Consider the following 25771-nt stretch of genomic DNA (forward strand, 5'->3'; position numbering starts at 1 on the left):
TTACAGATAAATAAGACCATTCTGGTGCCAGATGATACGCTATTCTGCCGGTGGCGGCAAATCCGACACAGCGTCCGTCATCGAAAGATAGCGGTCTTTCAGGCGCACATAATGCGCGGCAGAGTACTCCAGTTTGCGCATGTCATCCTCAGTGAGGGCGCGCACCGGTTGTGCCGGGCTGCCGCGATACAGCCACCCGCTCTCAAGGCGCTTTCCGGGAGGCACGAGACTTCCGGCCGCGAGCAGGACGTGGTGTTCAATGTGAGCACCATCCATTACCTGTGCGCCAGTGCCAATCAGGCTGTAATCGTCAATACGACATCCGTGCAGAACCACCTGGTGCGCAATGGTCACCCCCTCGCCAAGAACGAGAGCAAAGCCGCCGGGCGTCCATGGACCATCGTGGGTCACATGCAGAATCGCGCCATCCTGAATATTGGTCTCACGCCCGATATGAATGGCGTTGACATCGCCGCGCACCACGCTCATCGGCCAGACAGATGCGTCCTCACCAAGGCGCACGTTGCCAATGACCACCGCATGCGGGTCAATATAGACCCGCTCGCCGCATTGCGGAAAACAGTCACCAAAAGGGCGTAGAGAGGTTTTCATGCCGGTTCCTGAAAAGCCGTAAATGTAGCGGCTTCGGCAATTGGAAGCAAGGTGTGTCAGGAAAAGGACTTTGTATAAACATTGAGGACACGCCCTCTTGTACGCGTCTCCGTCATGCGCCGACACCTTTTGCACTCGAGGAGGCGTTGGCATATCATGAAACATTATCATCACAGGGATGAAGGTCATATGTCCTCGAGGCTGGCGCTTTTTGCCATCACTGTTTTGCTGCTTGCCGGCTGTGGAAAGCCCGCTCCCCGGGAATACCAGGGATATATAGAAGCGGAAAACGTTTATCTGGCGTCTCCCTATGGCGGAAATCTGGTGGCACTCGAGCGTGTGCGCGGTACCCGTGTGCAGAAAGGCGAGCGGATTTTTGAGCTTGATTCCAACCCTGAGAGCATTGTGGTGCGCGAGCGCGAAGCGGCACTGGCCGAGGCCAGACGTACACTGCAGGATTTGCAAAAGCCCCGCCGTGCGCCTGAAGTCGCGGCAATTGAAGCACAGATTCGCCAGGTAGACGCGGATTTAGCGCTTGCAAAACTGCGCGTCAAGCGTCAGCAGGAGCTCTTTACGGCTAAAGCGACCGACAAGGATACCCTCGATGCGGCCGTCACGCGCCTTGATGAGCAACAACATCTGCGTGACCGCTTTGTGGCTAACCTCGAACTTGCGAAACTTGGCAGTCGCGAAGACCAGATTCGTGCGCAGGAAGCAGCGGTTTTGCGCGCTGAAGAAAATCTTGCAGCGGCACAATGGAACCTTTCGCAGAAAACCGTAACCGCCCCCGCCAGCGGCGTGATTTTTGACACCTATTACCGTCCTGGAGAATATGTGGAGGCGCAGCAGCCGGTAGCCTCACTTCTCGTCCCAGAATATGTGTATGTGGAATTTTTTGTACCGGTCAGTGAGCTTGCAACGCTGCACCCTGGAAGTGCCATTACATTTGATTGCGATAGCTGTAAACCGGCCAATGAAGCGATTGTCAGTTATGTATCACCTGAAGCAGAGTTTGTGCCGCCGCTGGTTTATAGCCGTGAAAATTACGAAAAACTGGTGTATCGCATTCGTGCGCGCCCTAAAAACCCTGAGAACTTTCGCCCAGGCCAGCCGATTTTGGTGCATGTGTCATGAGTGATGCAATCATCATTGATGTGAAAAATCTGCGCAAATCTTTTGATGAGCGGGTGGTGGTTAACGACATTAATCTTTCAGTACGCCGTGGGGAGGTTTTTGGGTTTCTGGGCCCAAACGGAAGCGGCAAGACCACAACTATCCGCATGCTTTGCGGTCTCCTGACCCCCGATGGCGGCAGTGGTCACTGTCTTGGGTTTGACATTCGTACGCAGTCTGAAAACATCCGCATGCACGTTGGCTACATGACCCAGAAATTCAGCCTTTATACAGACCTCAGTGTCGAAGAAAACCTGCGGTTTGTGGCGCGGATTTTTGGGGTGGATAATCGCGAGGCGCGTATTCGCGACACACTCGAGGATTTAGGATTGTTTGAACGCCGCCATCAGCTGACTCGCCATCTCTCCGGCGGCTGGAAGCAGCGTTTGGCGCTCTCTGCCTGCCTGCTGCACAATCCCGACGTGCTGCTGCTTGATGAGCCGACCGCCGGTGTCGACCCTATCGCACGGCGCGAATTCTGGGATAAAATTCATGCGCTTTCCGAGCGGGGGGTGACGGTCTTTGTCTCAACGCACTACATGGATGAAGCCGAGCGGTGCACGCGTCTGGCTTATCTCGCCTATGGAGATCTGATTGTCACCGGTACGGTGGATGAAGTGATTGCCCAGACCGAACTGGTTACCTGGGCCATAAGCGGCAGGGTCACTACCGCACTGTTGCAGGCAGTGCGACAGATTGCCGGTGTGGCGCAGGCGGCGCTTTTTGGCAGCCGCATTCATGTCTCGGGGTATGAGGCAACGACGCTTGAGCCGGTGCTTCATGCATTTGCAAGTACGCATAAGGTGTCGATTGAAAGAGTGCCCTCCTCGCTTGAGGATGCATTTATCAGTCTGGTGCGTGCTTCACAGGGAGAAAAGCATTGATTCGGTTTGAACGCACCCGCTTTATCGCAATGATGTTAAAGGAATTTATCCAGATGCGCCGAGACCGCGCGACTTTTGCGATGATTCTTGGCATTCCCCTGATGCAGCTGATTATTTTTGGATACGCTATCAATACCAATCCGCACTATCTGCCGGTAGCGATTGTCAACAACGATAACAGCGTGTTTAGCCGACGCATTCTGAGCGGCATGGAGCAGTCGACGTATTTCCGTTTTGTCAGTCCTGCGACGACCGAAGCGGAGGCGGCCCATGCCCTAAAGACGGGAGATGTTCAGTTTGTATTGAATTTCCCCACCAATTTTGCGCGCGATCTGGTGCGTGGTCAGCGTCCAACGGTATTGCTCCAGGCCGATGCAACCGACCCTGCTGCCACCAGCCGAGCGGTGAATGTCTTTACCGAGCTGTCATCGCGTGTGCTTGATGAAGAATTGAGAGGCCCACTCGCACATTTGAAGCCGAATGTGGCTCCAACACCTTATTTTGCAAGTGTCCACAGCATTTATAACCCGCTGGCCATTACGGCATATAACATTGTTCCAGGGCTTCTCGGTGTCGTCTTAACCATGACCATGGTCATTATTACCGCGATGGCCATTACCCGCGAATACGAGCAGGGTACCATGGAAAACCTGCTGGCCACCCCCTTAAAACCGCTGGAGGTCATGGTTGGAAAAATCGTGCCCTACATCATTGTTGGCTATCTGCAGGCGGGTATCATTCTGCTGCTTGCGCATTTTCTCTTTTCTGTTCCCATTGAAGGCAACGTATTGTTGCTGCTCGTACTCTGCCTGCCCTTTATTGCCTCAAACCTGGCCGTTGGCATGACGTTCTCCACGCTGGCTTCTAATCAGCTGCAGGCGGTTATGAGTGCGACGTTCTTTTTTCTGCCTTCTCTGCTGCTGTCGGGCTTTATGTTTCCATTTCGCGGGATGCCGGACTGGGCGCAGTGGGTTGGCAGCATACTGCCGCTTACCCATTTTCTAAAAATCGTCCGCGGTATTGTGCTGAAGGGCAGTGGTTTTAGTGACGTCTGGCGCGAAGTGCTCTCTATCTGTATCTTTATGGTCGCCATGATGGGCATTGCGTACCGCCGTTATCGCCAGACGCTCGATTAGGAGTAAAAAGACATATGAATGCCTCATTGCTGACTCTCAGTATCATTCTGCTGGTATTGATACTGCTTTCGGGTTTTTTTTCCGGTGCCGAAATTGGCATGATGTCGCTGAACCGCTACCGTTTGCGCCATCTGGTGCGTAAAAAAGACCGCCAGGCCATACGGGTTGATGGACTCTTGCAGCACCCTGACAAGCTCCTCAGTGTAGTCTTGATTGGCAACACGCTTGCCAATATCGTTGCCTCTACCGTTGCCACATTGATGGGGCAGCGACTCTATGGCGATATGGGTGTCGCGATTGCGACCACACTCCTTACCGTGGCGGTTCTCGTGGTGTCGGAAATGACACCCAAAACCCTTGCTGCCATGCATCCGCAGCGAGTGGCGTTTGCCTGTTCGGCGCCTCTTAAGCTCTTGCAGGCCCTGTTTGCGCCGCTCGTCTATCTGATTACGGCGATGGCGAACGGGTTGCTGCGTCTTTTAGGGGTACGCATGGAAAAAGGGCAGCGTGACGCGCTGACGGGTGAGGAGCTACGCACGGTGGTGCACGAAGCCGGAGGACTCTTGCCGGTCGCGCATAAGAGCATGGTCATTAGTCTCCTCGATTTAGAGCAGGCGACGGTTGAAGATATTATGATTCCGAAAGTGGAAATCACGGGGATTGATTTGGACCAGCCCTGGCAGTCCATCCTGTCGCAGCTTGAAACCGCTCAGCACACGCGTCTGCCGCTGTATCGCGGCAGCATCGACAACCTTGAAGGGCTTGTGCATCTGCGCAGTGTGCTGAACCTCTCGCTCGAGGGGCGTCTGACGCCTGAAAGTCTTATTAACATGGCCGAAGCCCCTTATTACATCCCGGAAGCCACACCGCTTAATGTGCAACTGCATAACTTTCAAAAGATGAAACGGCGCATTTCGTTTGTGGTCGATGAGTATGGCGACCTTCAGGGGCTTGTGACCATGGAAGACATTCTTGAGGAAGTGGTGGGGGACTTTACCACCGATGTCTCATCGCTTGGTAAGGAAATCATGCCACAGCCGGATGGTTCATATCTCATTGACGCAAGTATCACCCTGCGCCAGCTTCAGCGCATGCTGGGCTGGAAGCTGCCGGCACTTGGGCCCCGCACCCTGAGCGGGCTCGTGATTGAATACCTTGGTTACATTCCCCCCGCCGACTGTTGTCTGCGCATGGATGCCTGGCAGATTGAAATTCTGCGTGTTGGGGAAAATATGGTTAAAACCGTGCGCATGTTTCGCGCGCCTAAAAAGCGCGCAGCAGAGGGGTCGTTAATCTCTTGATGCAAGCCCCTGACGTGAATCGGGCAACCGTTGGCCCGGTTTCTTTGACGACTGCTCGCCGTGTGCTTTTTGGGCGGCAAAAAACTCGCCGATGGGCGTCAATCGTTTATAACAGGGTTTACCCAAGTCGTCTTTCAGCGAAGCAAGAAGCGTGTAAATCTCCTGATATCTTTCGTCTTGTGCCACGTGCTCCTGCTCAAGGTATGTACACACCCGGTTCAATGTTTCACGTTTCATGGTTCTATTCCTGTTATATTTTATGAAACAGGTCAGTGAAGCCGGTGAGTTTAGCGTTTCCTCTGTCAAAAGTGCTTCATGCAGGCTCGGGTCCGCAAGAATAAGGCTCGCGATATCCTGTGTGCTTGTGGGGTTGAGCGACAGTATTCTGTCAAACACTATTTTTACGGTTGAATCCGTGCTGCAGGATGCTCCAAAATGCCTTTCTGGAAGCAGATATGCAGTAATGACTCTCAGCTTTTTTTCGACTGGAAGTGCTTTGAAAACTGTTCGCTCGGGTTCACTGTATACCGCATAAAGTGATGACAGGCGAGCAAGAAATGCAAAACAGGGTGTGGGGATACGGCTCAGGGTTTCAGGTGCACACTCCCACCTCGAAAAGAGTTCGCGCAACTGCTTGTTAGAAGGAGGCGCTTCTGTATTCAGGAGCGTAATCAGATGCTCGGTCTGTTTTTTATTGAGTGTCTGCTGAAGCTCACGTTGTGCGCCTGCAAGAAAGACCATATCTTCCAGACTCAGGCTGTCAACAGTTTTTGATACCTGCTGGAGTGCTTCTTCATACATTCTGAGCACGCTGCCGCTTTTTTCGTAAAGCTCTGATTGCAGAGGGGGATTGCGCCGTATTTCACGGTATAAAAGATGCAGTATTTGCATTTTTTGCAGGGGCGCCAGGGCCGCAATCTCCTCAAGCATCCAGTCTATGACAGAGGGGTGGCGATAAATGACGTTTTCCTGCACCCGGTTGTAGGGCCCGTTATCGTAACTGACGTGCATGGGATTGCCATAGGCATGGTGGCGGAGGGCTTCTGCGAGGACTTTTAAATCGCCCCGTGTTCCCGACTGGATGTGTTTTCGGACAAGTGGGCGAATAACCTCTTCTCCCTGGTCATATCCAATCGCCAGATGAAGGAGAGGAGAACGCGGATGCCGATATGCCGGAAACGGCCCTGGACGCATGGACGGGGATGCTGTCGCCGGCACTTGCCGCAACCGGTCCCAGAGTCTTCTTAAAAAAGCGCGACCTTCCTCGTTCCAGCGCACGGGCACGGTCTGGTATTGGGCAAGAGGCCGCCCGGCGCTTCCACGTTCGAGTCTGACGCGTTCTTCTCGACCAAGAGGCTCTCCATACACGCCTCTGTAGGTTACAACATCGGCAGTCAGGTGGCGCATGATGTGTGAGGCCTGCCAGGGTTCTTCAGCGCGTTGAAAACGCTCTAAAATAGCGGCTACCCTGTCGATGTTGCTGTCAAAAAGAGGTTTTGTGCTGAAGGAGGTAACGGCTCTCCAGAGGCGTTTGAAAAAGCCATTATTTGCGACATACGCCTCCATCTCTCCCAGCAGGTCTTCTAACAGCTCGGGGTTTTCCTGCTGAACACGCTGTTGCCTGTCAGTGAAGGTGCCTTGAGGCTGAAAGTTACCCAGGCGTTCAATGGCCGACCTCGTTTTTTGTGAAACGTTGTAGCGTGATTTTACGCTCTTACCGCCCATTTGGTGTGCTCTTTTATTAAAAGTATGGCATTACTGCAGTATAACGCACATTGCTTAAGCCAGTATTAGCTAATTCCTTGTATACCCGATAAATCTCTGTGCTGGACAAAAAACGCATGATGTATCGGTAACGCAGACGGTCACGAAGGCACATATGCTCACCACCAGTTTTTTATTACGGTTCTACCTTGCACACATTGACATCGGGTGTGAAGAGATAGCCCTGGTTACGGATGGTTTTGATGAGTTTGGGATGCTTTGGGTTCGTTTCAATTTTTAGTCGAAGTCGGCTGATTTGCACGTCTATTCGGCGGTCAAAAGGGGAGAGATCGCAATCACGGGTCATTTGCAGCAGAAATTCTCTCCCAAGCACGCGCTGAGCATTACGGGCAAAAAGATGCAGCAGCGCAAACTCTCCCTCGCTTAATGTCAACGGACGGTTCATGGCATCAACTACCTGATGTTGGCCGGGATAGAGGCGAAACGTGGCAAAGCTCAGCACTTCCTCGCGCTTTCGCAAGGCATCGCGCGCTTTTATGATGCGGCGGTGAACCGCGTTGATGCGTGCATGCAACTCGCGCGGGTTAACCGGATGGATAAGAAAATCATCCGCGCCCTGTTCCAGTGTTTCAATACAGGCTTCACGCTCTTCGGCATTCGCAAGTACAATCACCGGAATTTGAACACCAGGCGGTAAATTGCCGTAAGTCGCAAACAGAGGAAGCGTCACGACCAGAGCGTTGGCGGCCCGGTAGTCTTGTATACCGGGGTGCGATGCACTCAGAATCGTTACCCCAAAACTTTCAAACCAGGTAATGAACTCAGGATTTGCCGGGGTAGAGTCGATATACATCAACGTCTTAACAACAGTAGTATCAGGCACGGGGTTTTCCCTTTTTCACAAAGCCAAGCGCAGCCAGCCTGTCCTCCATGGAGGGGTGAGTGCTGAAAAGGCTGGTCAGGGATTTAACGGGATCGATGGCAGTCGGGTCAAAGAGGTAAGACGCCTGGCGAACTTCTTCATGGGGCGTGTTGCCATAAGCTGCTGCGTAGGCTTCTTTGTGCTGCTCGTGATCCTGGCTGATTTTAAGGAGTGCGCGCGCCATTGGTTCGTTATCGCGCATCAGCTCCACTGCTCCGGCATCGGCCATGTATTCGCGTGAGCGGCTTAAAAAGAGCGCGAGCACAACGGTCAGCAGAGGCAGCAGATAGCGCAGGAAAAGAACTACGATAAAAAGACGGTTGTCACTCTGGCGATTATCATTCTGACGAAACATCATGTTATAAAAGATTAAATCGAGCACCAGCAGCAACAGATTGCTTAAAACCGCGACCATCAGTGTCAGTTTAATGTCATGATGGCGAATATGGCTCAATTCATGTGCCATAACAGCCTGCAGCTCCGCGCGGTCAAGCTTTTCAAAAAGCCCGCGGGTAATCGCTACCATCGCCGATTTTTCGCTGTAGCCACTGGCAAAAGCGTTCATGTAGGGAGCATCTATCAGAAATACCCGCGGCATATAATGCAGTCCTGCGGCGACTTTCATTTCTTCCACCACGTTATAAAGCTGTCTTTCCTCAAGCGTTCGCGCGGTTTCAGGTGTAATTTCGTGGTATTCAGTACCAAGCAGCATGATTCTGTCATACATCGCCCATGCAACAAAAAGCGATATCAAAGCTACTGCGGCCATGCTGAGGGTGGCATAGGGGAAGGCCTGAAAACTCAAGAGGGCAGACAGATACTGACTGAGTGTCGCTCCCGGGTAGCGTGAGCTCAGCAGCAGCACATCCACGAGCAGGCCAAGTCCTGTGTAGAGCAGTACGAAAAGCACAATGACCATGCCGGTTCGGCGTTCATTTGACTGGAGCGTCTCCCGCCAGTTGCCGACACCGGCATGGTAGTCTTCAAGTGCCACGCTTTAGGCTCCGAATTTAACGGTATAGTCTTCATGTGCCTTGATTTTTTCCTCAGGCAGCCCCCAGTACTCAAAGTTTTTGTCAAGCGCGCTGGCAAAGAAATTGGCAACCATCGATTCCATAAAGGATTTTCGGGTGACATAGTAGCGCTCAATGCTGTCGTTATAGGCCTGTTTGGAAAAGGCCAGCTTGTTTTCTGTATTGACAATTTCCTCCTGCAGCTGCAGGACATTCTGATTGGCTTTAAGATCAGGATACTGCTCAAACACCAGATTGAGGTTCGAGGCAATCTGTGAAATGCCATTTTCCGCCGCCATCCGTGCTTTTTCATCACCTGATGCTTTTGCTGCCTGTGCCTGATTACGCAGGGCCACCACGTCTTTCAGCGTGGTTTTTTCATAGTCCATGTATTGCTTAACCGTTTCGATTAAGGATTCAAACACTTTGTAGCGGCGGTCAAGCTGCACATCAATCTGGCGTTTATTATTATTGACAGCTTCGATACCGGCAATCAGTTTGTTATAAACACTGACAACCCACAAAATGAGCAGAGCCGCCAGTACCAGTATCACGATTAACGCCGTTTTCATGATGATGTCCTTTTTGTCTCTATTTGTTGTACATAATGTATAAACAGAAAATCTTTAAATAGCAAACCAGATTGCATGCTGTAGAACGCCATACACCCTTCTATGTTTTAGGGGCTTTTGCCAGTAATGGCTTCAGAAAATGGCCGGTGTACGAACGGGGATTCTCTGCCACCGTTTCAGGGGTGCCTGTTGCTATAATTTCCCCACCGCGGCTGCCACCTTCAGGGCCTAAGTCAATTATCCAGTCCGCGGTTTTGATGACATCGAGGTTGTGCTCGATTACAACAATCGTATTGCCCTGGTCACGCAGACGAAACAATACGCCAAGGAGCTGGCGGGTATCGTAAAAATGCAGGCCGGTAGTGGGTTCATCAAGAATGTAAAGTGTCTGTCCCGTGCCACGGCGGGACAACTCTCGCGCCAGCTTAATGCGTTGCGCCTCACCGCCTGAAAGGGTGGTCGCACTCTGGCCAAGGCGGATATACCCAAGTCCCACGTCCATCAGGGTCTGGCATTTTCGCGCAATGGCGGGAATGGCTGCAAAAAAGCCGAGCGCTTCTTCCACGGTCATTTCCAGCACGTCATGGATGGATTTTCCGCGATAAAGAATATCGAGCGTTTCGCGGTTATAGCGCTTACCCTGGCAGTTGTCGCAGGCGACATACATATCGGGGAGAAAGTGCATTTCCACCTTGATAAGGCCATCGCCCTCGCAGGCTTCGCATCGCCCGCCACGCACGTTAAAACTGAAGCGCCCTGGTTGATAACCGCGCGAACGGGCTTCAGGGGTGCCGGCAAAGAGTTCGCGAAGCGGTGTAAAAAGTCCGGTATAAGTCGCGGGATTCGAACGCGGCGTGCGGCCAATCGGGCTCTGGTCGATATCAATGACCTTATCACACTGCGTAAGGCCTGTAAGGCTCTCGACCCGCCCGCGCGGATTCATGTGTGCGCGATTCAAGAGGGTGGCCGCTACTGGGAAAAGGGTATCGTTGATGAGGCTTGATTTGCCGGAGCCTGAGACGCCGGTTACACAGGTGAAAAGGCCGAGTGGAATCTCTGCACTGACGCCTTGAAGGTTATTGCAGTGTACGCCTTTGAGACGGATGCATTTATCCGGATCGGGTAATTTGCGCATTTCGGGAATATCAATGCGCTCTGCGCCTGAGAGAAACTGGCCGGTGAGGGATGCCTTGTTTTTCATGATGGCCCCGGGCGTTCCGCAGGCGACAAGCTCACCACCATGCACGCCGGCGCCCGGGCCAATATCAATTACATGGTCGGCCGCACGTATCGCATCTTCATCGTGTTCAACAACAATCACCGTGTTACCGAGATCGCGCAGACGTTCAAGTGTCTGCAGAAGGCGGGCATTATCGCGCTGATGCAGACCAATAGAGGGTTCATCGAGAATATACATCACCCCCACAAGGCCTGAGCCAATCTGGCTGGCAAGGCGAATGCGCTGCGCCTCCCCCCCGGAAAGGGTTTCGGCACTCCGTGCAAGCGACAGGTAATCCAAACCAACGTTGACGAGAAAACCGAGGCGCTCAACTATTTCTTTGTTGATTTTTTGGGCAATCTCGCCGCGAAAGCCGCTGAGGTTCAGTGTGCTGAAAAATTTCCAGGAGGTTTCAATCGACCAGGCCGAAATTTCTGGCAGGGTTTTATTGTCGACAAACACATTACGCGCTTCCACGCAAAGACGCTCACCATTGCAGGTGGGGCAGGGGCGTGATGCCAGATAGCGCGCAAGCTCATCGCGCACGGCATTGGAATCCGACTCGCGGTAACGCCGCTGCATGTTGGGGATAATGCCTTCAAAAGGATGCATGCGGGTCACGCTGCCGCCCTGGGGGCGCGAGTACTGGAAGGCGATGGCCTCTTCCTTGCTGCCATAAAGAATAATGTTCCGGTATTTTTCCGCAAGTTCGCCAAAAGGCACGTTAAGATTAAAACCATAATGAGCGGCGAGGCTTTCAAGGTTCGCGTAATACCATGGCGTGCGCTTGTCCCAGCCGCGAACCGCACCCTCACCGAGCGTCAGACGCGGGTCGTGGACTACCCGTTCAGGATCAAAAAACGCATCAACACCAAGGCCGTCACATGCGGGACAAGCACCGTTGGGGTTGTTGAAAGAAAAAAGCCTTGGCTCCAGCTCGCGCAGGCTATATCCGCAATCGGGACAGCTGAAGCGCGAAGAAAAAAGCTGTTCTTCAAAGGCATCGTCCATGGGGGCGACAATCGCAAGGCCTTCAGCCAGTTCGAGTGCGTTTTCAAAGGATTCACTGAGTCTCAGACGCGCATCTTCACGAACCTTAAAGCGGTCAATCACCACTTCAATGGTATGTTTTTTTTTGAGGGACAGCGTTGGCGGGTCATCCAGTTCACAGAGCTCGCCATTAATACGCGCCCGGACATAGCCGCGTGCCTGAAGCTGGCGAAAAAGCTCGAGGTGCTCGCCCTTGCGCTCGCGTACAACAGGCGCGAGAATCATGGCGCGACTTTCAGGAGGCAGTGCGAGGACCGTATCCACCATTTCACTGACCGTTCGTGCATTCAGAGTCGTCTTGTGGGTCGGGCAGCGCGGCTCGCCAACGCGTGCAAACAACAGACGCAGGTAATCATGCACTTCCGTGATGGTGCCGACAGTCGAACGCGGGTTGTGGGAAGTGGCTTTTTGTTCGATGGAAATCGCAGGCGAAAGCCCCTCAATGGTGTCGACATCGGGTTTATCCATCATCGAGAGAAACTGGCGCGCATATGCGGAGAGCGACTCCACATAACGCCGCTGTCCCTCGGCATAGAGCGTGTCGAATGCCAGAGAGGATTTTCCAGAGCCGGATAAGCCCGTGATGACCGTGAGGCGGTTGCGCGGAATGTCAAGGTCAATATTTTTAAGGTTGTGTGTACGCGCGCCGCGGATATGAATACATTCGACCATTAACGCATCCTGACGGAAAGCTCAACCATGAAGCGCGCCACGACTTCGGGGTTTTGCGGATAATTAACAAATGCCGTGACCGACAGCGGGCGATTAACGCGCTCTCCAAGTGTAACGCTTTCACTAATCATCTCGCGCACAGTCTCACCGCACTCGGAGACAAAATACACATCGGCTTCAGCGCGGCGCAAAAATTCAGCCTCAAAGCGTTTAAAGGCGAGAGAGAGCTTACCGGGGACATTTTGCGCGTGCCAGTAGCCGTGCAGTCCGCCTGCAATATCCGCTCCCGCGGCGAAAGCGCCAAAATACAGGGAATTCAGGTGATTTTTGGAACGCCGCCTGAGCGGGATGCATACCACCACCCTCTGGTCGTTGATTTCGACAAGACGCGGGCGAAGATAACCGATAACCGGCACTTTAAAACGGCCAAACACCCACAAAAAAAACCGAAACCGAGTCAACGCCTTCATGCGTCAGCCTTGCCAACGCTCAGATGTGAAACGATTTTTTTGACCCCGCGAATGGCATGTACGCGTTTAAGAATCGAGGCAACCGCGCGCGAGTTATCCACGACACCACTCAGCGTGACCACGCCATTGCTGGTGGTGGCATTGATGCCAACGAGTGGAATTGTCTCATCGTCCAGCACTTTGGCTTTCAAAACAGCAGTTTGAACGCGTGCCGTGATATAGGCATCGGTGAGTGCGGTGTTTACTTCACGAATTTCAAGCGCTTCTGTATCAACGGCTACAACGCCGCGGGTGTTTTTGGCAAGGCGCAGCGCTTCTACAAAAGACTGGCGGTCTTTAACGTTTCCGCTCAGGTGCACAATGCCGTCTTCTGTGGTGACAAACACCTTCAGCAGGTTCAATTCTTTGGCACGCGCAAATTTAGCGGTCACTTTCGTGGTGATGACCGAATCGGTTAAGTCCTGCTCAATCTCTTTTAAATTATTGTTCGCCGCAAACGGGGAAGAGATAAGAGCGATAAGGCCCAGAACCAGCAGGGAAAGGCGTGTGCGCATTACGACCCCCAAAAAATAACAAGGGTTCAAGCATACCGCAAAAGTGCTGTAATCCCAAATATCCCTGCAGCCAGGTTTTGTGGTACAGTATGCCGATTTGTGGAACCGTCAGTCTGAAAGGGAAGTGTTCCGGATTTTTTAGTCGTTGGTAGAAAAACAACTATGACAGCATTGCCCGTTATTACAGGTTTTGGTGGATTGAACTCAGCTGGTCGCAGTTCGGGGTTTCATGGGTATAAACGCATCCTTGCCGATGTTTTGCCGGCAGATATTATGGAGCTTACCTGGCGCGATCTCGCCTGGCGCATGAAAGTTTGTCCTAAGGGTACGAATCCCACCGCGGCTCAGATAGACGCCATTCGTGCAGGTACGCTGCTGCGCCGTATTGACAGCTTTGATGTGGACGCCGTGCCCGGCTGGCAGCAGGCACGCCTTGAAGGTGTGGGTGGCGTATCCTCGATGGTACTGCCCAAATCACGTCTGCCACAGCAGATTCCTGCAAACTGGCAGGTGGAAGAGTGTGGCGCGAATGACGTGCGCATCACGGTTCCAGAAGGACTCGAGGTGCTTTTCCCGCGCCTTCAGAAAAGTCCTGTAAGCAGTGGCTCAAATATTCCGGCGGGGTTTGACCCGGGCGAGCTTTATAATGCGCATCATCACCCGCGCGGCCTGCGCCTTGGGGTTTATGGCGCTTCCGATGCATTAAATTCCCTCGGGTTTGACTGGCAGACCGTGTTGCGCCATGTCCGCCCCGAAGCCGTTTCGGTTTACGCGGGCAGTGCACTTGGCCAGCTTGATGGCGATGCCTTCGGCGGGCTTTTCAGCCGTTACCTGAGCGGTAATCGTCCAAGCTCTAAAATGCTGCCACTGGCACTTGCCGAGATGCCGGCGGATTTTGTCAACAGTTATATTCTTAACAGCGTTGGCAGCACCGGGGCGAATCTTGGTGCGTGTGCCACGTTTCTTTACAATCTGCGCCAGGGTGCGATTGATATCCAGACAGGGCGCGCAAGGGTTGTCTTTGTAGGCAGTGCCGAAGCACCGATGGTGCCGGAGGTCATTGAAGGCTTTAACGTCATGGGCGCGCTTGCCAGCGACGACAGTCTGCGGGCCCTTGATGGCGGCATATTGGATAATCGCCGCGCCTGCCGCCCGTTTTCCACCAACGTGGGTTTTACCCTCGGGGAAGCCTCTCAGTTTGTCGTACTGATGGACGATGCGCTGGCGCTCGAACTGGGGGCCATGGTCTATGGCGCGGTGCCCGATGTTTTCATTAACGCCGATGCCAATAAAAAGTCCATTTCCAAACCCGGTGTAGGTAATTATTTAACCATGGCGCGTGCCACGGCGCTGGCTCATTCCATTCTTGGCCAGTCAGGACTCGCGCGCACGGCAGTATCGGCGCACGGAACAGGTACGCCGCAAAACCGTACGTCTGAAAGCCATATTCTCAATGAGGTGGCAAAGGCATTTTCACTGAATCAGTGGCCGGTCATGGCCATCAAGTCCTGTCTTGGGCACTCGGTCAGTGCTGCGGGGGGCGATCAGCTCGTAACGGCACTTGGAACCTGGCGATATGGCTGGCTCCCTGGCATTAAAACCATTGATCATCTGGCAGATGACATACACCATTCACACCTTGATATTCTTATGGATCACAAAGAGGTTGGCATATCGGGGATCGATGGCATTTTCTTAAACTCCAAAGGCTTTGGCGGCAACAATGCCACGGCACTGGTGCTTTCACCCGAACAGACGCTCAAAATGCTGAAAAAGCGTCATGGCGATAAGGTGGTGCAGCAATGGCAGATGCGTAACGTCGCCGTGGCGGAAAGAGCGAGCCTGCAGGACAAGGCGGCCTGTAATGGTGAGGAGAGTCTTGTGTACCGTTTTGGGGAGAACATCATCAATGATAACGACGTTCACATTACTCCACAAAGCCTGACGCTTCCGGAATTCCCTCTGCCGGTTGACCTCACTGGACTGAATGCGTATACGGATTACTGTTGATACTCCAGTTGCATTTCGAGTGGCAGCAGTTTTTGCAGCCGCTCGTATACGTTCAGTAATTGCATGCAAAAAGCCAGTGCTTTTTCGCGACTTTCATGCAGATCAATTTCCACCCCTTTGCGAAAGGCGCGCATTCTTGCGAGTTTTTCAATATTTTCGCGGTCTTCACGCTGCAGGGTCCATTCATGCTGTGAGAGCAGGTCATGCAGGGTTCCGCCATGGCGGATAACGCCCTGTTCGTGCAAAAGACGCGCCTTAAAAAGCATTTCAAAACCCGGGTAAAGCAGGGACACAACGGGTAGAAGGGTATCTATACGGCCCGCGTTTTCGAGCGACAGTTCGGCCTCGTTTTGCAGCAGATATTCGGCACAAAACATGTGCCGTGCCGCGATTTCCAGCATTTCAGCAGGCGTGAGCGCGCGCTTTATGTGTTTCTCGTTCATGGTGCGTGAGGTTCCAGACTCGGAGTAGATTTACCAGAGCATGTCCTCACGTCATGAGAGGAGGACATACCCTGGAGCGTGAATCAGACTGTCTTTTGCGCATCTGCTTTTTTGCGTGGCAGGTCAAAGCGGTCGAGGTTCATGACTTTGACCCAGGCATTCACGAAGTCATTCACAAAGCGCGGCTTCGCATTCTGCTCAGCATAAAACTCAGCCACTGCACGCAGCTCCGCGTTAGAGCCAAAGACGAGATCAACCGCAGTTGCCTGCCATTTCAGCGCACCGGTTTTGCTGTCAATGCCTTCATATACTCCGGGAACACTTGCCGATTTCTGCCAGTGGGTTGACATGTCCAGCAGGTTGAGGAAGAAATCGTTGGTGAGAGTGCCTGGTTTTTGCGTGAATACGCCGTAGGGCGTTTGTCCTGTGTTGGCATTAAGTGCGCGCATCCCGCCAATAAGTACCGTCATTTCCGGAGCGGTAAGGTTCAGCATACTGGCTTTGTCGACCAGCATTTTTTCAGGGGAAGCATAGCTTGTTGTTTCGTAATAGTTACGAAAACCATCCGCACGTGGCCGCAGCACGCCAAAGGAGGCGACATCCGTCTGTGCCTGAGACGCATCCGCACGTCCCGGAGTAAAGGGCACTTCTACTGGATTGCCTCCCTCTTTTGCCGCCTGCTCAATGGCTGCGGCTCCAGCGAGTACCACCATGTCGGCCATCGAAATTTTCTTGTTACCACTCTGCGCGCGGTTAAAGTGCTGCTGCACCTGTTCCAGTGCGGTTAAGACTTTTGCAAGCTCAGCGGGATTGTTAACGGCCCAGTCCTTTTGCGGTTCAAGGCGAATCCGCCCGCCGTTGGCACCACCGCGCATGTCGGTACCGCGAAAGCTTGCGGCTGCCGCCCATGCCGTGCGTACCAGCTCAGGTACAGTGGGTCCTGACTGCAGAATTTGTGTTTTCAGCGTCTTTATGTCATCAGCATCAACCAGCGTGTAGTCTATGGCCGGTACAGGGTCTTGCCAGATAAACGCCTCCTTTGGCACCAGCTTCCCAAGATAGCGGGTGCGAGGCCCCATATCCCGGTGTGTTAGTTTGAACCAGGCTTTTGCAAACGCCTGTCGCAGCGCTTCAGGGTCGTTTTTAAAACGCTCAGATATTTTACGGTACGCAGGGTCCATCTTCAGCGCGAGATCGGTCGTAAACATCATCGGCGGATGGCGTTTGGTTTTATCGTGTGCATCCGGCACCAGATTTGCGGCACTTTTATCATCCGGCATCCACTGCACCCCGCCTGCGGGGCTTTTAGTCTGTACCCAGTTGAAGTGATACAGGTTTTGCAGATAGTTGTTGGACCATTTATCCGGCGTGACACTCCAGGCACCCTCAAGGCCGCCGGTGATGGTGTCATCGCCTTTACCGGTGCCGAAACTGTTTTTCCAGCCAAGTCCCTGTTCCTCAAGTCCTGCAGCAGCTGGTGCCGGGCCAAGGTACTTCGTGGGATTAGCCGCTCCATGGGCTTTACCAAAAGCGTGCCCGCCAGCGATTAACGCAACCGTTTCTTCGTCATTCATGGCCATGCGCGCAAATGTTTCACGAATGTCATGTGCTGCTGCCAGCGGGTCTGGATTGCCATTCGGACCCTCTGGGTTGACATAAATCAGACCCATTTGTGTGGCAGCGAGCGGCTCATCGAGCTTGTGGTCTTTAGCGTGACGATTGCTGGCAAGCCATTCGCCTTCAGAGCCCCAGTCCACATATTCCGCTTCCCATGCGTCTTCACGCCCACCGGCAAAGCCAATGGTCTGAACCCCCATGGAATCAAGCGCGACCGTTCCCGCAAGCACCATTAAGTCGGCCCAGGAGATAGCATTGCCGTATTTTTGTTTGATGGGCCAGAGCAGGCGGCGTGCCTTATCGAGATTGGTGTTGTCAGGCCAGCTGTTAAGGGGTGCAAAACGCTGCATGCCGCCATCTGCACCGCCACGGCCATCAAAAACGCGGTAGGTTCCGGCGCTGTGCCAGGCCATGCGGATAAACAGTGGTCCGTAATTCCCGTAATCAGCCGGCCACCAGTCCTGAGAGGTCGTCATGAGGGTTTTTAAGTCGGCAATAACGGCCTCTAAATCCAAATTATTGAAGGCCGTAGCATAGTCAAAACCCGGGGAATGGGGGTTTGCGGAAGCCTCGCTGTGGCGCAGCGGACTGAGATCGAGCGCTTCCGGCCACCACCAGGAGTTGGGGCGAGGCGTGTCGGCGGCTGCAAAGGCCATAGCGGAAAAAAGCAGTGGAGAAGCGGCGATAGCACTTGCGGCCAGTCGGCGAATTTTTCGGATATCCATGGGTATCAGTCCTTTGAATAAAAACCCATTCTATGTGATATCACGCACTGCAACAATAGGCCGTTATCATGCTGCGGCAAGACTCTTTTTCAAACGTTTCCATTCTGCCAGCATGTGTTTTTGTGTGTCGGGATTTGTACGTGCATCCTGGGCTTTCGCGTGCTCACGGGTAAAATTGACGTTTAACACCAGAATATCGCGGCTTTCAGCAAAGACCTTTGCTATGGCACGGTTGTTAAATCGTGAGTCATCCACAAAGAGAATGGCCTTATAGGAGCGGTCAGATTGCGACAGTGCACAAAGCAGTGCCTGGCCCTTATCCCCTCCTGAGAGGAATAATACACCCTGATGATAGGCCGGCGCCTGTTTAAAAGCCGGGCAGGAAAAAGCCCCTTTAACATGGGTCTTGTGGTGGATGCGCAGTCCGTTTTGCCGAAAAAGTGATGCATCTTTTGCGATGAAGCCATTATCACGGAGCTGGGTGAACGTAACATGTTGAAGCTCACTCCCGCGCGCGGTCAGACCGAGAAGTGTGGCCCCCCTGGCTGCTGCCTGTTGCAGAAAGGGAAGAGCATCTTTGTCGGTGAGCTCCATCGGGACGCGTTCAAAGAGTACTTTTTGCACCCGAGACAGGTGCTCCATGCTGGTGGCAAAGCGCGGGCCTTTTATCTCAGGGTTTTTCAAAAGCCCGGACTGCCAGTCCCACCAGCCGACGCTCCCGAGTGGCCGACTCATTGTCATAAGCGTGTCATCAAGGTCAAAGACCATCAGCGTGCGGGACATGGGGACGTGCAGGGAGGCGTATTTTTGGGCGATGTCTTTAAAGTTATTCGTTTGATAATTGACAACACGCGCGGAGGCAACATTCAGAAAGAGGGAACACAGAAAAAAAAGGGCAACGCGCATGAATACTCCAAACGGGATGATGCTGGACTTTCGGCGCACCATACCCTGACGCGCCAGCCCTGTCAATGCGACGCGGTCATTACCTCGACATGCCTGAACTGCTCGAACTCGAAGGCATTGCCGAAGAGGATGAAGCGCCAGCTTTTACGTCGGTGAGGCTGCTGTTAAGACGCGGCTGTTGATAGAGCTCGAGAAGTGCGGTACTGATGTAGGCGATACGAATAATGTTGTCATCGAGGCGCGCGCGAAACGGCGCGCGGTGTGCTTCTAATATAGGGGTAAGATTGTAGATAGACGCGCCTTCCCGGCACAAAAAACTGCCATTGTGAGTGAGCTGGATATAAAGGGTGTCCCGGGCACTTTCAGGCGCATCGAGAATGTCGTCCGGGGAAAGCCAGCGCACAGTTTTTGATGCAAAAAGGTGGTTAAGCAGCTGGCATGTTTCAGGGGTGCATACTTTTGGCGACAGAGTGGGTGCGTTTTGAATGGCGCGAAATAATTGCAGATACCGCTTTGCGCTTTCCGGCATCACGGCTTCAGCATTAACAAGGCTTGAGCCGCCAATGTGTCCTGCACAGGCACCGGGAAAAGTTCCCCATGGACCTGCGAGCGTAAGGCCTGCAAAGGCGCCCCCCACAAAGGTACCCAGTCTCGTACCGGCACGCACAAAAAGCGTCAGGGGAGAGCCATGGAGTGCGAGCGTATCGAGCGCTTCCTCTTCAATGGATAAACACGTGAGCAGCATCTTGAGCCGCAGCTGCATTTTTTCAATACCGGCCTCTTCGGTGTCGGGCATGTCAAGATGGACAAGAAAGTCGTTGTTGAAGGCATCAATCAGATCATCGAGCCTTGCGAGCACCGGTGCGATAATCTTCGATTTGTGGATTGAAAGAAGGCTTCTATCTTGACGGAGTTTTTCCAGCTGTGCGCGCAGGTTCCAAATGGCACTCGCGATTTCAGTAAATTCGCTGAGGCTGTCAAACGGCAGTGGTATCTCCTGCATCATGATGTATTCCCGTTTGATAGTGTTCCCTGCACCAGAATTTTATGGTAGCTGCTTAATCATTAATTGGCAACAGAGTGACGTTTTTTTGGTGTCACATTCTCTCGTCGAAGGTGAAAGAAATAATACAGGCCCGGCAGCACCAGCAGCGTCAAAAACGTGGAAGACAGAATGCCGCCAATGACAACGGTGGCAAGCGGGCGCTGAACTTCAGAACCGGTTCCGGTCGCAAGTGCCATCGGGACAAAGCCCAGAGAGGCAACCAGTGCTGTCATTAGAACCGGGCGCAGGCGGGCGCGCGAACCACGCAGAATGGCGGTTGTGAGCGGCAGGTGCTGTACTTCACGCAGCCGATTGATAAATGTGATCATCACAAGACCGTTCAAAACTGCGATTCCTGACAGCGCAATAAATCCAACGCCTGCAGAAATGGATAGCGGGATTCCACGCATCCACAGGGCAAATACTCCGCCAGTCAGCGCCAGCGGAATACCGGAAAACACCAGCAGCGCATCGCGTACCTGCTGGAAATGCATAAAGAGCAGGATAAAAATACCAAAGAGGGTCAGCGGAATCACGATACTGAGCCGTTCAGTGGCTGACTCGAGCTGTTCAAACTGGCCGCCGAAGGCAACCCAGTAGCCACTCGGGATTTGAACCCAGGCAGCAATGCCCTCTTTGGCGTCATACACAAACGAGCTTAAATCGCGCCCGCGCACGTTGGCACTCACCACCACGCGCCGTTTGCCGGATTCGCGGCTGATTTGATTGGGGCTTTCCTGCCGTTGAATGCGTGCGACTTCACTGAGCGGTATAAAATGGCGCTCGCCATCCTTGCCGGGCGGCAGCGGGATATAAATCTGTCGCAGTACATCGGGACTCGTGCGCAGGGATTCTGGCAGACGCACTACGATGTCATAACGCCGGTCGCCCTCAAAGAGTTCGCCGCCTTTTTTTCCTCCCATTGCTATCACGATGGCTTCCTGCACGGTATCTATCCGCAGTCCATAGCGGGCGAGTGCATCCCGGTTGATTTTTACCGTCAAAAGGGGAAGACCGCTTGTCTGTTCGACCTTGACATCAGCGGCACCCGGTATTTTTTCCAGTACCGCGGCAACGGCATTTGCGCTTTCAGTGAGGGTCTTCAGGTTATCCCCGAAAATCTTAACGGCAAAGTCACTCCGCACGCCTGAAATAAGTTCGTTAAAGCGCATCTGAATCGGCTGCGTGAATTCGTAGTTATTTCCCGGAATTTGCTGCGCTGCTGTTTCAAGCTCATGCACCAGCGCTTCGCGGGACTTGCGCGGATTTGGCCATTCAGAGCGCGGCTTTAGCATGATAAACGTATCGGCAACGCTGGGCGGCATGGGGTCTGTTGCCACTTCCGCCGTACCAATTTTAGCAAACACGGCCTTGACCTCAGGAAATTGCGCGATACGTGCTTCGAGCTGGTTTTGCATGTGAATCGACTGCGTGAGACTGGTGCCTGGAATGCGCATTGCATGCATGGCAATATCACCTTCATCAAGGCTCGGAATAAATTCACCCCCCATATGAAAGGCAAGCACCATGCTCACCCCAACCAGAATGAGCGCCGCCCCAATCATTTTAAGACGCGCGCGAAAAGCGGCATGCAGCAGGCGGCGATAGCCTCTTGACATGCGCTGCATCAGTGCATTTTCATGGGCATTCACCTTTCCCCGCAGGCAGATGGCAATGGATGCCGGAACAAAGCTCAGGGCAAAGAGCATCGAAGACACCAGTGCCATGACCACGGTCTGCGCCATCGGTAGAAACATTTTTCCCTCAACGCCTGTCAGTGTCAGAATCGGAAGGTAGACGAGCGTGATTATTGTGACACCGAAAATACTCGGGCGTATGACCTCAGTGGTTGCATCTGCAATGACCTGCAGGCGTTCTTCCGTGTTCAGCATGCGCCGGCAGGCCTGCTGCGCACGGCCAAGGTGTGCGATGCAGTTTTCAACGATAATCACGGCGCCATCGACAATCAGTCCAAAATCAAGCGCGCCAAGGCTCATAAGGTTTGCACTGATGTGGTTGCTGACCATGCCGGTGATGGTCAGGAGCATGGAGAGCGGAATCACAAGGGCTGTCAGCAGCGCAGCGCGCACGTTGCCAAGAAACAGAAAGAGTATGACACAGACAAGAAGTGCTCCTTCGAGAAGGTTTTTACTGACCGTACGAATGGTTGCATTTACGAGCAGCGTGCGGTTGTAAACCGGTGTGAGCACGACATTTTCCGGCAGCGTCTTTTGGATATCCTTCAGTTTTTCGGCAACCCGTTCCGATACCGTGCGGCTGTTTTCACCCATCAGCATGAACACCGTCCCGAGGACGGTTTCCTGACCATTTTGAGTGGCGGCACCCGTACGCAGTTCACGTCCGAGAGCGACCCCGGCAATGTCTCTGACACGAACCGGTGTGCCTTCAAACCCTGCGACCACGATGTTTTCAATGTCCGCAATGTTCTGCACCTGTCCCGGAACACGCACAAGGTTCTGCTCACCGTTCTGCTCAATATAACCGGCACCCACATTGGCATTGTTACGCTGAACCGCCTCCAGAACATCGCTGAAACCGAGGTTGTAGCGTATCATTTTGTTCGGCACGGGCGTGATATGAAACTGCTTTTCAAAGCCGCCAACCGTATTGACTTCTGCCACCCCCTCGACATTTCGCAGCTGGGGCTTGATAACCCAATCCTGCAGGGTGCGCAGTTCTGTGGTGTCGGGGTGTTCCTTTTCGGGGAGTCCAGGCTTTGCGCTTACGGTGTACATGAAGATTTCCCCAAGTCCCGTGGAGATGGGGCCCAGGGTTGTTTCCGCTTCTTTTGGCAGTTTGTCGCGTACTTCCTGCAGGCGTTCGTTAATCAGCTGGCGGGCAAAATAAATATTGGTGCCATCCTTAAAGACCACGGTAATCTGCGACAGTCCGTAGCGGGAGAGCGAGCGGGTATACTCAAGGTTTGGCAGGCCACTCAGTGCCAGTTCAAGTGGAAAGGTGATGCGCTGTTCCACCTCAAACGGCGAATACCCGGAAGCCTGGGTATTGATTTGCACCTGTACATTGGTGATATCAGGTACCGCGTCAATCGTAAGGCGCTGAAAATTATAGACGCCAAGAATGATGAGCATCAGGGTAATCAGCACGACAAACCATCGATGCCTGAGGGAAAGCCTTATGATTTTTTCGAGCATTTACTCTCCGTGGTCGTGTCCCGCGCCTTCCTTGCCAATTTCTGCCTTGATGAGGAAACTATTGGTTTCCACTACCCGCTGTCCGGCTTCAAGTCCTGAAACAACCTCTACCCATTCGGCATCACGCGCGCCGGTTATTACCGGAGTCGCTTCAAATTCATCCCCGCTGTTTACGAACACAACCTCACTGTTGCCGATTTTTTGTAAGGCTGAAAGACGCACGGCAACCGGCACCCGCTTCTCCTGTACGATAATGGCGCCGTTAACATACATGCCAGGCAGCCACAGGCGCGGAGTGTTTGGCAGGATGGCGCGCGCGAGCGTGGTCTGGCTGTCTTCCGTACCAAGCGGCGCGATGTAGGAGATGGTGCTTACCGTTTCCGGCGTGCCTTCATCCGGCGTCACAATCACTGTCATACCTCGTTTCACGAGAGGGAGGTCTTTGCGGTAGAGCGTGAAGTCTGCCCAGACATTGTTCAGATTCGCAACCGCATAAATTGGTCGCGTGTTTTGGGCAAGTTCACCGTTGGTCGCGTATTTCTGCACGATGGTGCCGGAGATGGGGGATGAAATGGTGTAATTCTGCAGGCTTTCATTGCTTTCAATGGTCGCGAGCAGTTCCCCTTTGTTCACCTCATCTCCAAGGTTTTTATGCATTGTCTGGATAATGCCTGAGTAGCGCGCGTAAATCGGTGCCATGGTGTCACGATTGGCGGTGATTTTTCCAACGACCGTGAGGCGTGTGCGTATGGTTTGCGCCCCAACTGTGGCAATACGAATGCCGGCAGCATTGACGACTGCGGGCGTGAGCGTTACGCGTCCCTCATGGGTAGAGGCGTTCCAGTGAAATGTTTTGCCACCATATTGCAGGGTAATGCTCATATCAAAAGAATGCGGCTCGCGCACGGAGGCCGTGCTTTGTAAAAACGTACCGGCGGGGATGAAGTCAAGCGTGTCAACGCGTTTATCAAAACGTGAAAGCTTCACTTGAAGTCGTGCCCCATTAACCGCCAGCGCTTTTCCGTCCTGCGTCAGGCAGGCGCGAAAATGTGCCGGCATGGCGCGCTCAACAAGCGCGAAGCTGAGCGTCAGGTTTTCGGCTTTAAAGCGCATTCCGCCCTTGCATGCCTCTGTGGCTGTCAGGTGTTTTTCGCCCTCGAGGCGGCTTTTTGAGTCGGTGACAAAAAAGAGGTAAATGCCCCACGCGATAAGACTTGATACTAAAAGACTCAGAAATATTCTTACAGGCTTCATGTGCGCTCCCTTGCTGGATGAAGTCCAAGCAGGCCAGTCAGTTGTATCAGAGATTTATGGTAGTCGGCATGCGCCTGCTGGTAATGGCGCTCCTCTTCATAAAGGGTATTAATGGCGAGTGACAGCTCAATATAGCTGTAACGTCCCATTTGATACCCCTCCTGAGCCAGTTTTATGGATTTATGCGCCAGTGGCAAGAGGGATTTGGTGACTTTATCCACTTCATAAAGGCTTTGCTGTGCCGCCAGAAAGAGGGTATAGGCGCGTTGTTGCACATCGAGTTTTATACTTTGATATTCATGTGCAGTCTGGGTGAACTGCGCGTGTGCCGCGTGAATTTTTCCCTGATTTCTATCAAAAACCGGCACTTTTGCAAACGCTGAAACAACCGCTGCATTTTCACCGTCATCAGAAAAATGACGCGCCCCAAGTTGAATGTTTAAATCCGGCCACACTGATTTTTTAACGGCGGTGATGATGTTCTGGCGCGCTGCAAGCTGGCGGTGCATCTGGCGCATGAGCGGGCTTTTCGGGATACTTTTTAACAGTTGGCTCCAGTCAAGCTTTACTTCCGGCAGTCCCTTGTCAGCAAGCGGTCTGTCTATCGTCATACCGCCACCCATGCGGCGCAGGAGTTCGGCGCGCAGCGCCTTAACGTCTCTTGCGGCTTTTTGTTCCTGAATTTCCGCATCGCCAAGACGCACTTCAGCAAGGCGTAAATCAAGCTCCGCGCCTGCACCGGCTTTAACCCGGCGAGCGATGGCATCCACAATGTTTTGATTGAGGCGAACCAGCTTGCGCGTTACCCGGTGCCACTGGTCGGCATAAAACACATCGACATAAGCAGTGCCTACCTCCACATAGAGGGTGGCTTTTTGAGCCTCAATGGCTGCAAGAGCGGCCTCATAGTCGGCATGCGCTGCCTTTTTCTGGTAGGAAAGCCTGCCTCCAAGTGGGATGGGCTGCGTGACAGATGCCGTGGTTTCTGCGGATTCGTAACTGGAATAAATGCCCGACCCGCCAAAGTTTTCGCCCATGATGGCCACTTCCGGGTTTGGATAAAGCCCGCTCTGGATAAAAAGCCCCCGCATGACTTCCGCCTGGTCGATGGCGGCCTGCAAATCAGGATTGTTACGACAGGCAATGGCAAACGCTTCCCGAAACAGCAGCGGATTCGCCGCATGTGCGGAATAACAAAAAACAATGAGCAGCCCAAGGAGGGTGGTCAAGCGGGTAACAAAGCGCATCCTGTGCTCCATATTGACTGACTTTAGCCTACCACACCACCATGG

At 53.2% G+C, this 25771-nt stretch carries 20 protein-coding genes; 5 read left to right on the forward strand and 15 right to left on the reverse strand.

Annotated elements, in window-relative coordinates:
* Positions 1-39: 39 nt before the first annotated feature.
* Positions 40-612, reverse strand: coding sequence for a gamma carbonic anhydrase family protein (locus E4T54_RS08595; RefSeq protein WP_051550876.1), 573 nt, complete (start codon positions 610-612; stop codon positions 40-42).
* 156 nt (positions 613-768) lie between these two features.
* On the opposite strand from E4T54_RS08595, the gene E4T54_RS08600 reads away from it, so the two are divergent.
* Genes E4T54_RS08600 through E4T54_RS08615 form a run of 4 tightly spaced genes read left to right on the forward strand, consistent with a single transcriptional unit; the run spans position 769 to position 5106 of the window.
* Positions 769-1746: an HlyD family secretion protein gene (locus tag E4T54_RS08600; RefSeq protein WP_051550875.1), complete on the forward strand. Its 978-nt coding sequence runs from the start codon at positions 769-771 to the stop codon at positions 1744-1746.
* On the forward strand, positions 1743-2669 hold the full coding sequence (locus E4T54_RS08605) for an ABC transporter ATP-binding protein (RefSeq protein ID WP_028386274.1): 927 nt from the start codon (positions 1743-1745) through the stop codon (positions 2667-2669). The genes E4T54_RS08600 and E4T54_RS08605 overlap by 4 nt, the downstream gene beginning before the upstream one ends.
* Positions 2666-3805, forward strand: a complete 1140-nt coding sequence (locus tag E4T54_RS08610) for an ABC transporter permease (protein WP_028386273.1) — start codon at positions 2666-2668, stop codon at positions 3803-3805. The genes E4T54_RS08605 and E4T54_RS08610 overlap by 4 nt, the downstream gene beginning before the upstream one ends.
* Before the next feature lie 14 nt (positions 3806-3819).
* Positions 3820-5106, forward strand: a complete 1287-nt coding sequence (locus E4T54_RS08615; RefSeq protein WP_028386272.1) for an HlyC/CorC family transporter — start codon at positions 3820-3822, stop codon at positions 5104-5106.
* On the opposite strand, the gene E4T54_RS08620 is transcribed toward E4T54_RS08615, so the two are convergent.
* From E4T54_RS08620 to E4T54_RS08650, 7 genes are all read right to left on the reverse strand, one after another.
* Positions 5095-6831, reverse strand: a complete 1737-nt coding sequence (locus E4T54_RS08620) for a hypothetical protein (protein WP_028386271.1) — start codon at positions 6829-6831, stop codon at positions 5095-5097. The genes E4T54_RS08615 and E4T54_RS08620 overlap by 12 nt on opposite strands.
* A gap of 175 nt (positions 6832-7006) precedes the next feature.
* Complete coding sequence (locus E4T54_RS08625; protein WP_028386270.1) at positions 7007-7714, reverse strand: winged helix-turn-helix domain-containing protein; 708 nt, start codon at positions 7712-7714, stop codon at positions 7007-7009.
* Positions 7707-8747, reverse strand: a complete 1041-nt coding sequence (gene htpX, locus E4T54_RS08630; protein WP_028386269.1) for a zinc metalloprotease HtpX — start codon at positions 8745-8747, stop codon at positions 7707-7709. The genes E4T54_RS08625 and htpX overlap by 8 nt, the downstream gene beginning before the upstream one ends.
* A gap of 3 nt (positions 8748-8750) precedes the next feature.
* The gene (locus tag E4T54_RS08635; RefSeq protein ID WP_028386268.1) at positions 8751-9338 is read right to left on the reverse strand and encodes a LemA family protein; all 588 of its coding nucleotides are present in this window, start codon (positions 9336-9338) and stop codon (positions 8751-8753) included.
* Between the two features lie 100 nt (positions 9339-9438).
* Complete coding sequence (gene uvrA, locus E4T54_RS08640) at positions 9439-12279, reverse strand: excinuclease ABC subunit UvrA (protein WP_028386267.1); 2841 nt, start codon at positions 12277-12279, stop codon at positions 9439-9441.
* A complete protein-coding gene (locus E4T54_RS08645; RefSeq protein WP_028386266.1) occupies positions 12279-12749 on the reverse strand; it encodes a PaaI family thioesterase in 471 nt (156 codons plus the stop codon). Before E4T54_RS08645 ends, uvrA begins: the two co-directional genes overlap by 1 nt.
* A complete protein-coding gene (locus E4T54_RS08650; protein ID WP_028386265.1) occupies positions 12746-13303 on the reverse strand; it encodes a BON domain-containing protein in 558 nt (185 codons plus the stop codon). Before E4T54_RS08650 ends, E4T54_RS08645 begins: the two co-directional genes overlap by 4 nt.
* A gap of 162 nt (positions 13304-13465) precedes the next feature.
* Between E4T54_RS08650 and E4T54_RS08655 the strand changes: the two genes are divergently transcribed.
* Positions 13466-15313: a beta-ketoacyl synthase gene (locus E4T54_RS08655; RefSeq protein WP_028386264.1), complete on the forward strand. Its 1848-nt coding sequence runs from the start codon at positions 13466-13468 to the stop codon at positions 15311-15313.
* Here E4T54_RS08655 and E4T54_RS08660 read toward each other — a convergent pair.
* The 7 genes from E4T54_RS08660 to E4T54_RS08690 form a co-directional block, all read right to left on the reverse strand.
* Complete coding sequence (locus tag E4T54_RS08660; RefSeq protein ID WP_028386263.1) at positions 15304-15756, reverse strand: hypothetical protein; 453 nt, start codon at positions 15754-15756, stop codon at positions 15304-15306. The genes E4T54_RS08655 and E4T54_RS08660 overlap by 10 nt on opposite strands.
* Before the next feature lie 83 nt (positions 15757-15839).
* Positions 15840-18098 (reverse strand): catalase/peroxidase HPI, encoded by a 2259-nt coding sequence (katG, locus tag E4T54_RS08665; RefSeq protein ID WP_051550874.1) that lies wholly within the window; start codon positions 18096-18098, stop codon positions 15840-15842.
* A gap of 66 nt (positions 18099-18164) precedes the next feature.
* Positions 18165-19004 (reverse strand): DUF2608 domain-containing protein, encoded by an 840-nt coding sequence (locus E4T54_RS08670; protein WP_028386262.1) that lies wholly within the window; start codon positions 19002-19004, stop codon positions 18165-18167.
* 79 nt (positions 19005-19083) lie between these two features.
* Positions 19084-20010, reverse strand: a complete 927-nt coding sequence (locus E4T54_RS08675) for a hypothetical protein (protein ID WP_028386261.1) — start codon at positions 20008-20010, stop codon at positions 19084-19086.
* 59 nt (positions 20011-20069) lie between these two features.
* Positions 20070-23225, reverse strand: coding sequence for an efflux RND transporter permease subunit (locus tag E4T54_RS08680; protein ID WP_028386260.1), 3156 nt, complete (start codon positions 23223-23225; stop codon positions 20070-20072).
* Positions 23226-24479, reverse strand: a complete 1254-nt coding sequence (locus tag E4T54_RS08685; protein WP_028386259.1) for an efflux RND transporter periplasmic adaptor subunit — start codon at positions 24477-24479, stop codon at positions 23226-23228. It lies immediately after the preceding gene.
* Complete coding sequence (locus tag E4T54_RS08690; protein ID WP_028386258.1) at positions 24476-25726, reverse strand: TolC family protein; 1251 nt, start codon at positions 25724-25726, stop codon at positions 24476-24478. The genes E4T54_RS08685 and E4T54_RS08690 overlap by 4 nt, the downstream gene beginning before the upstream one ends.
* Positions 25727-25771: the final 45 nt, after the last annotated feature.

The sequence above is a fragment of the Legionella geestiana genome (assembly GCF_004571195.1).
Lineage (GTDB): Bacteria > Pseudomonadota > Gammaproteobacteria > Legionellales > Legionellaceae > Legionella_B > Legionella_B geestiana.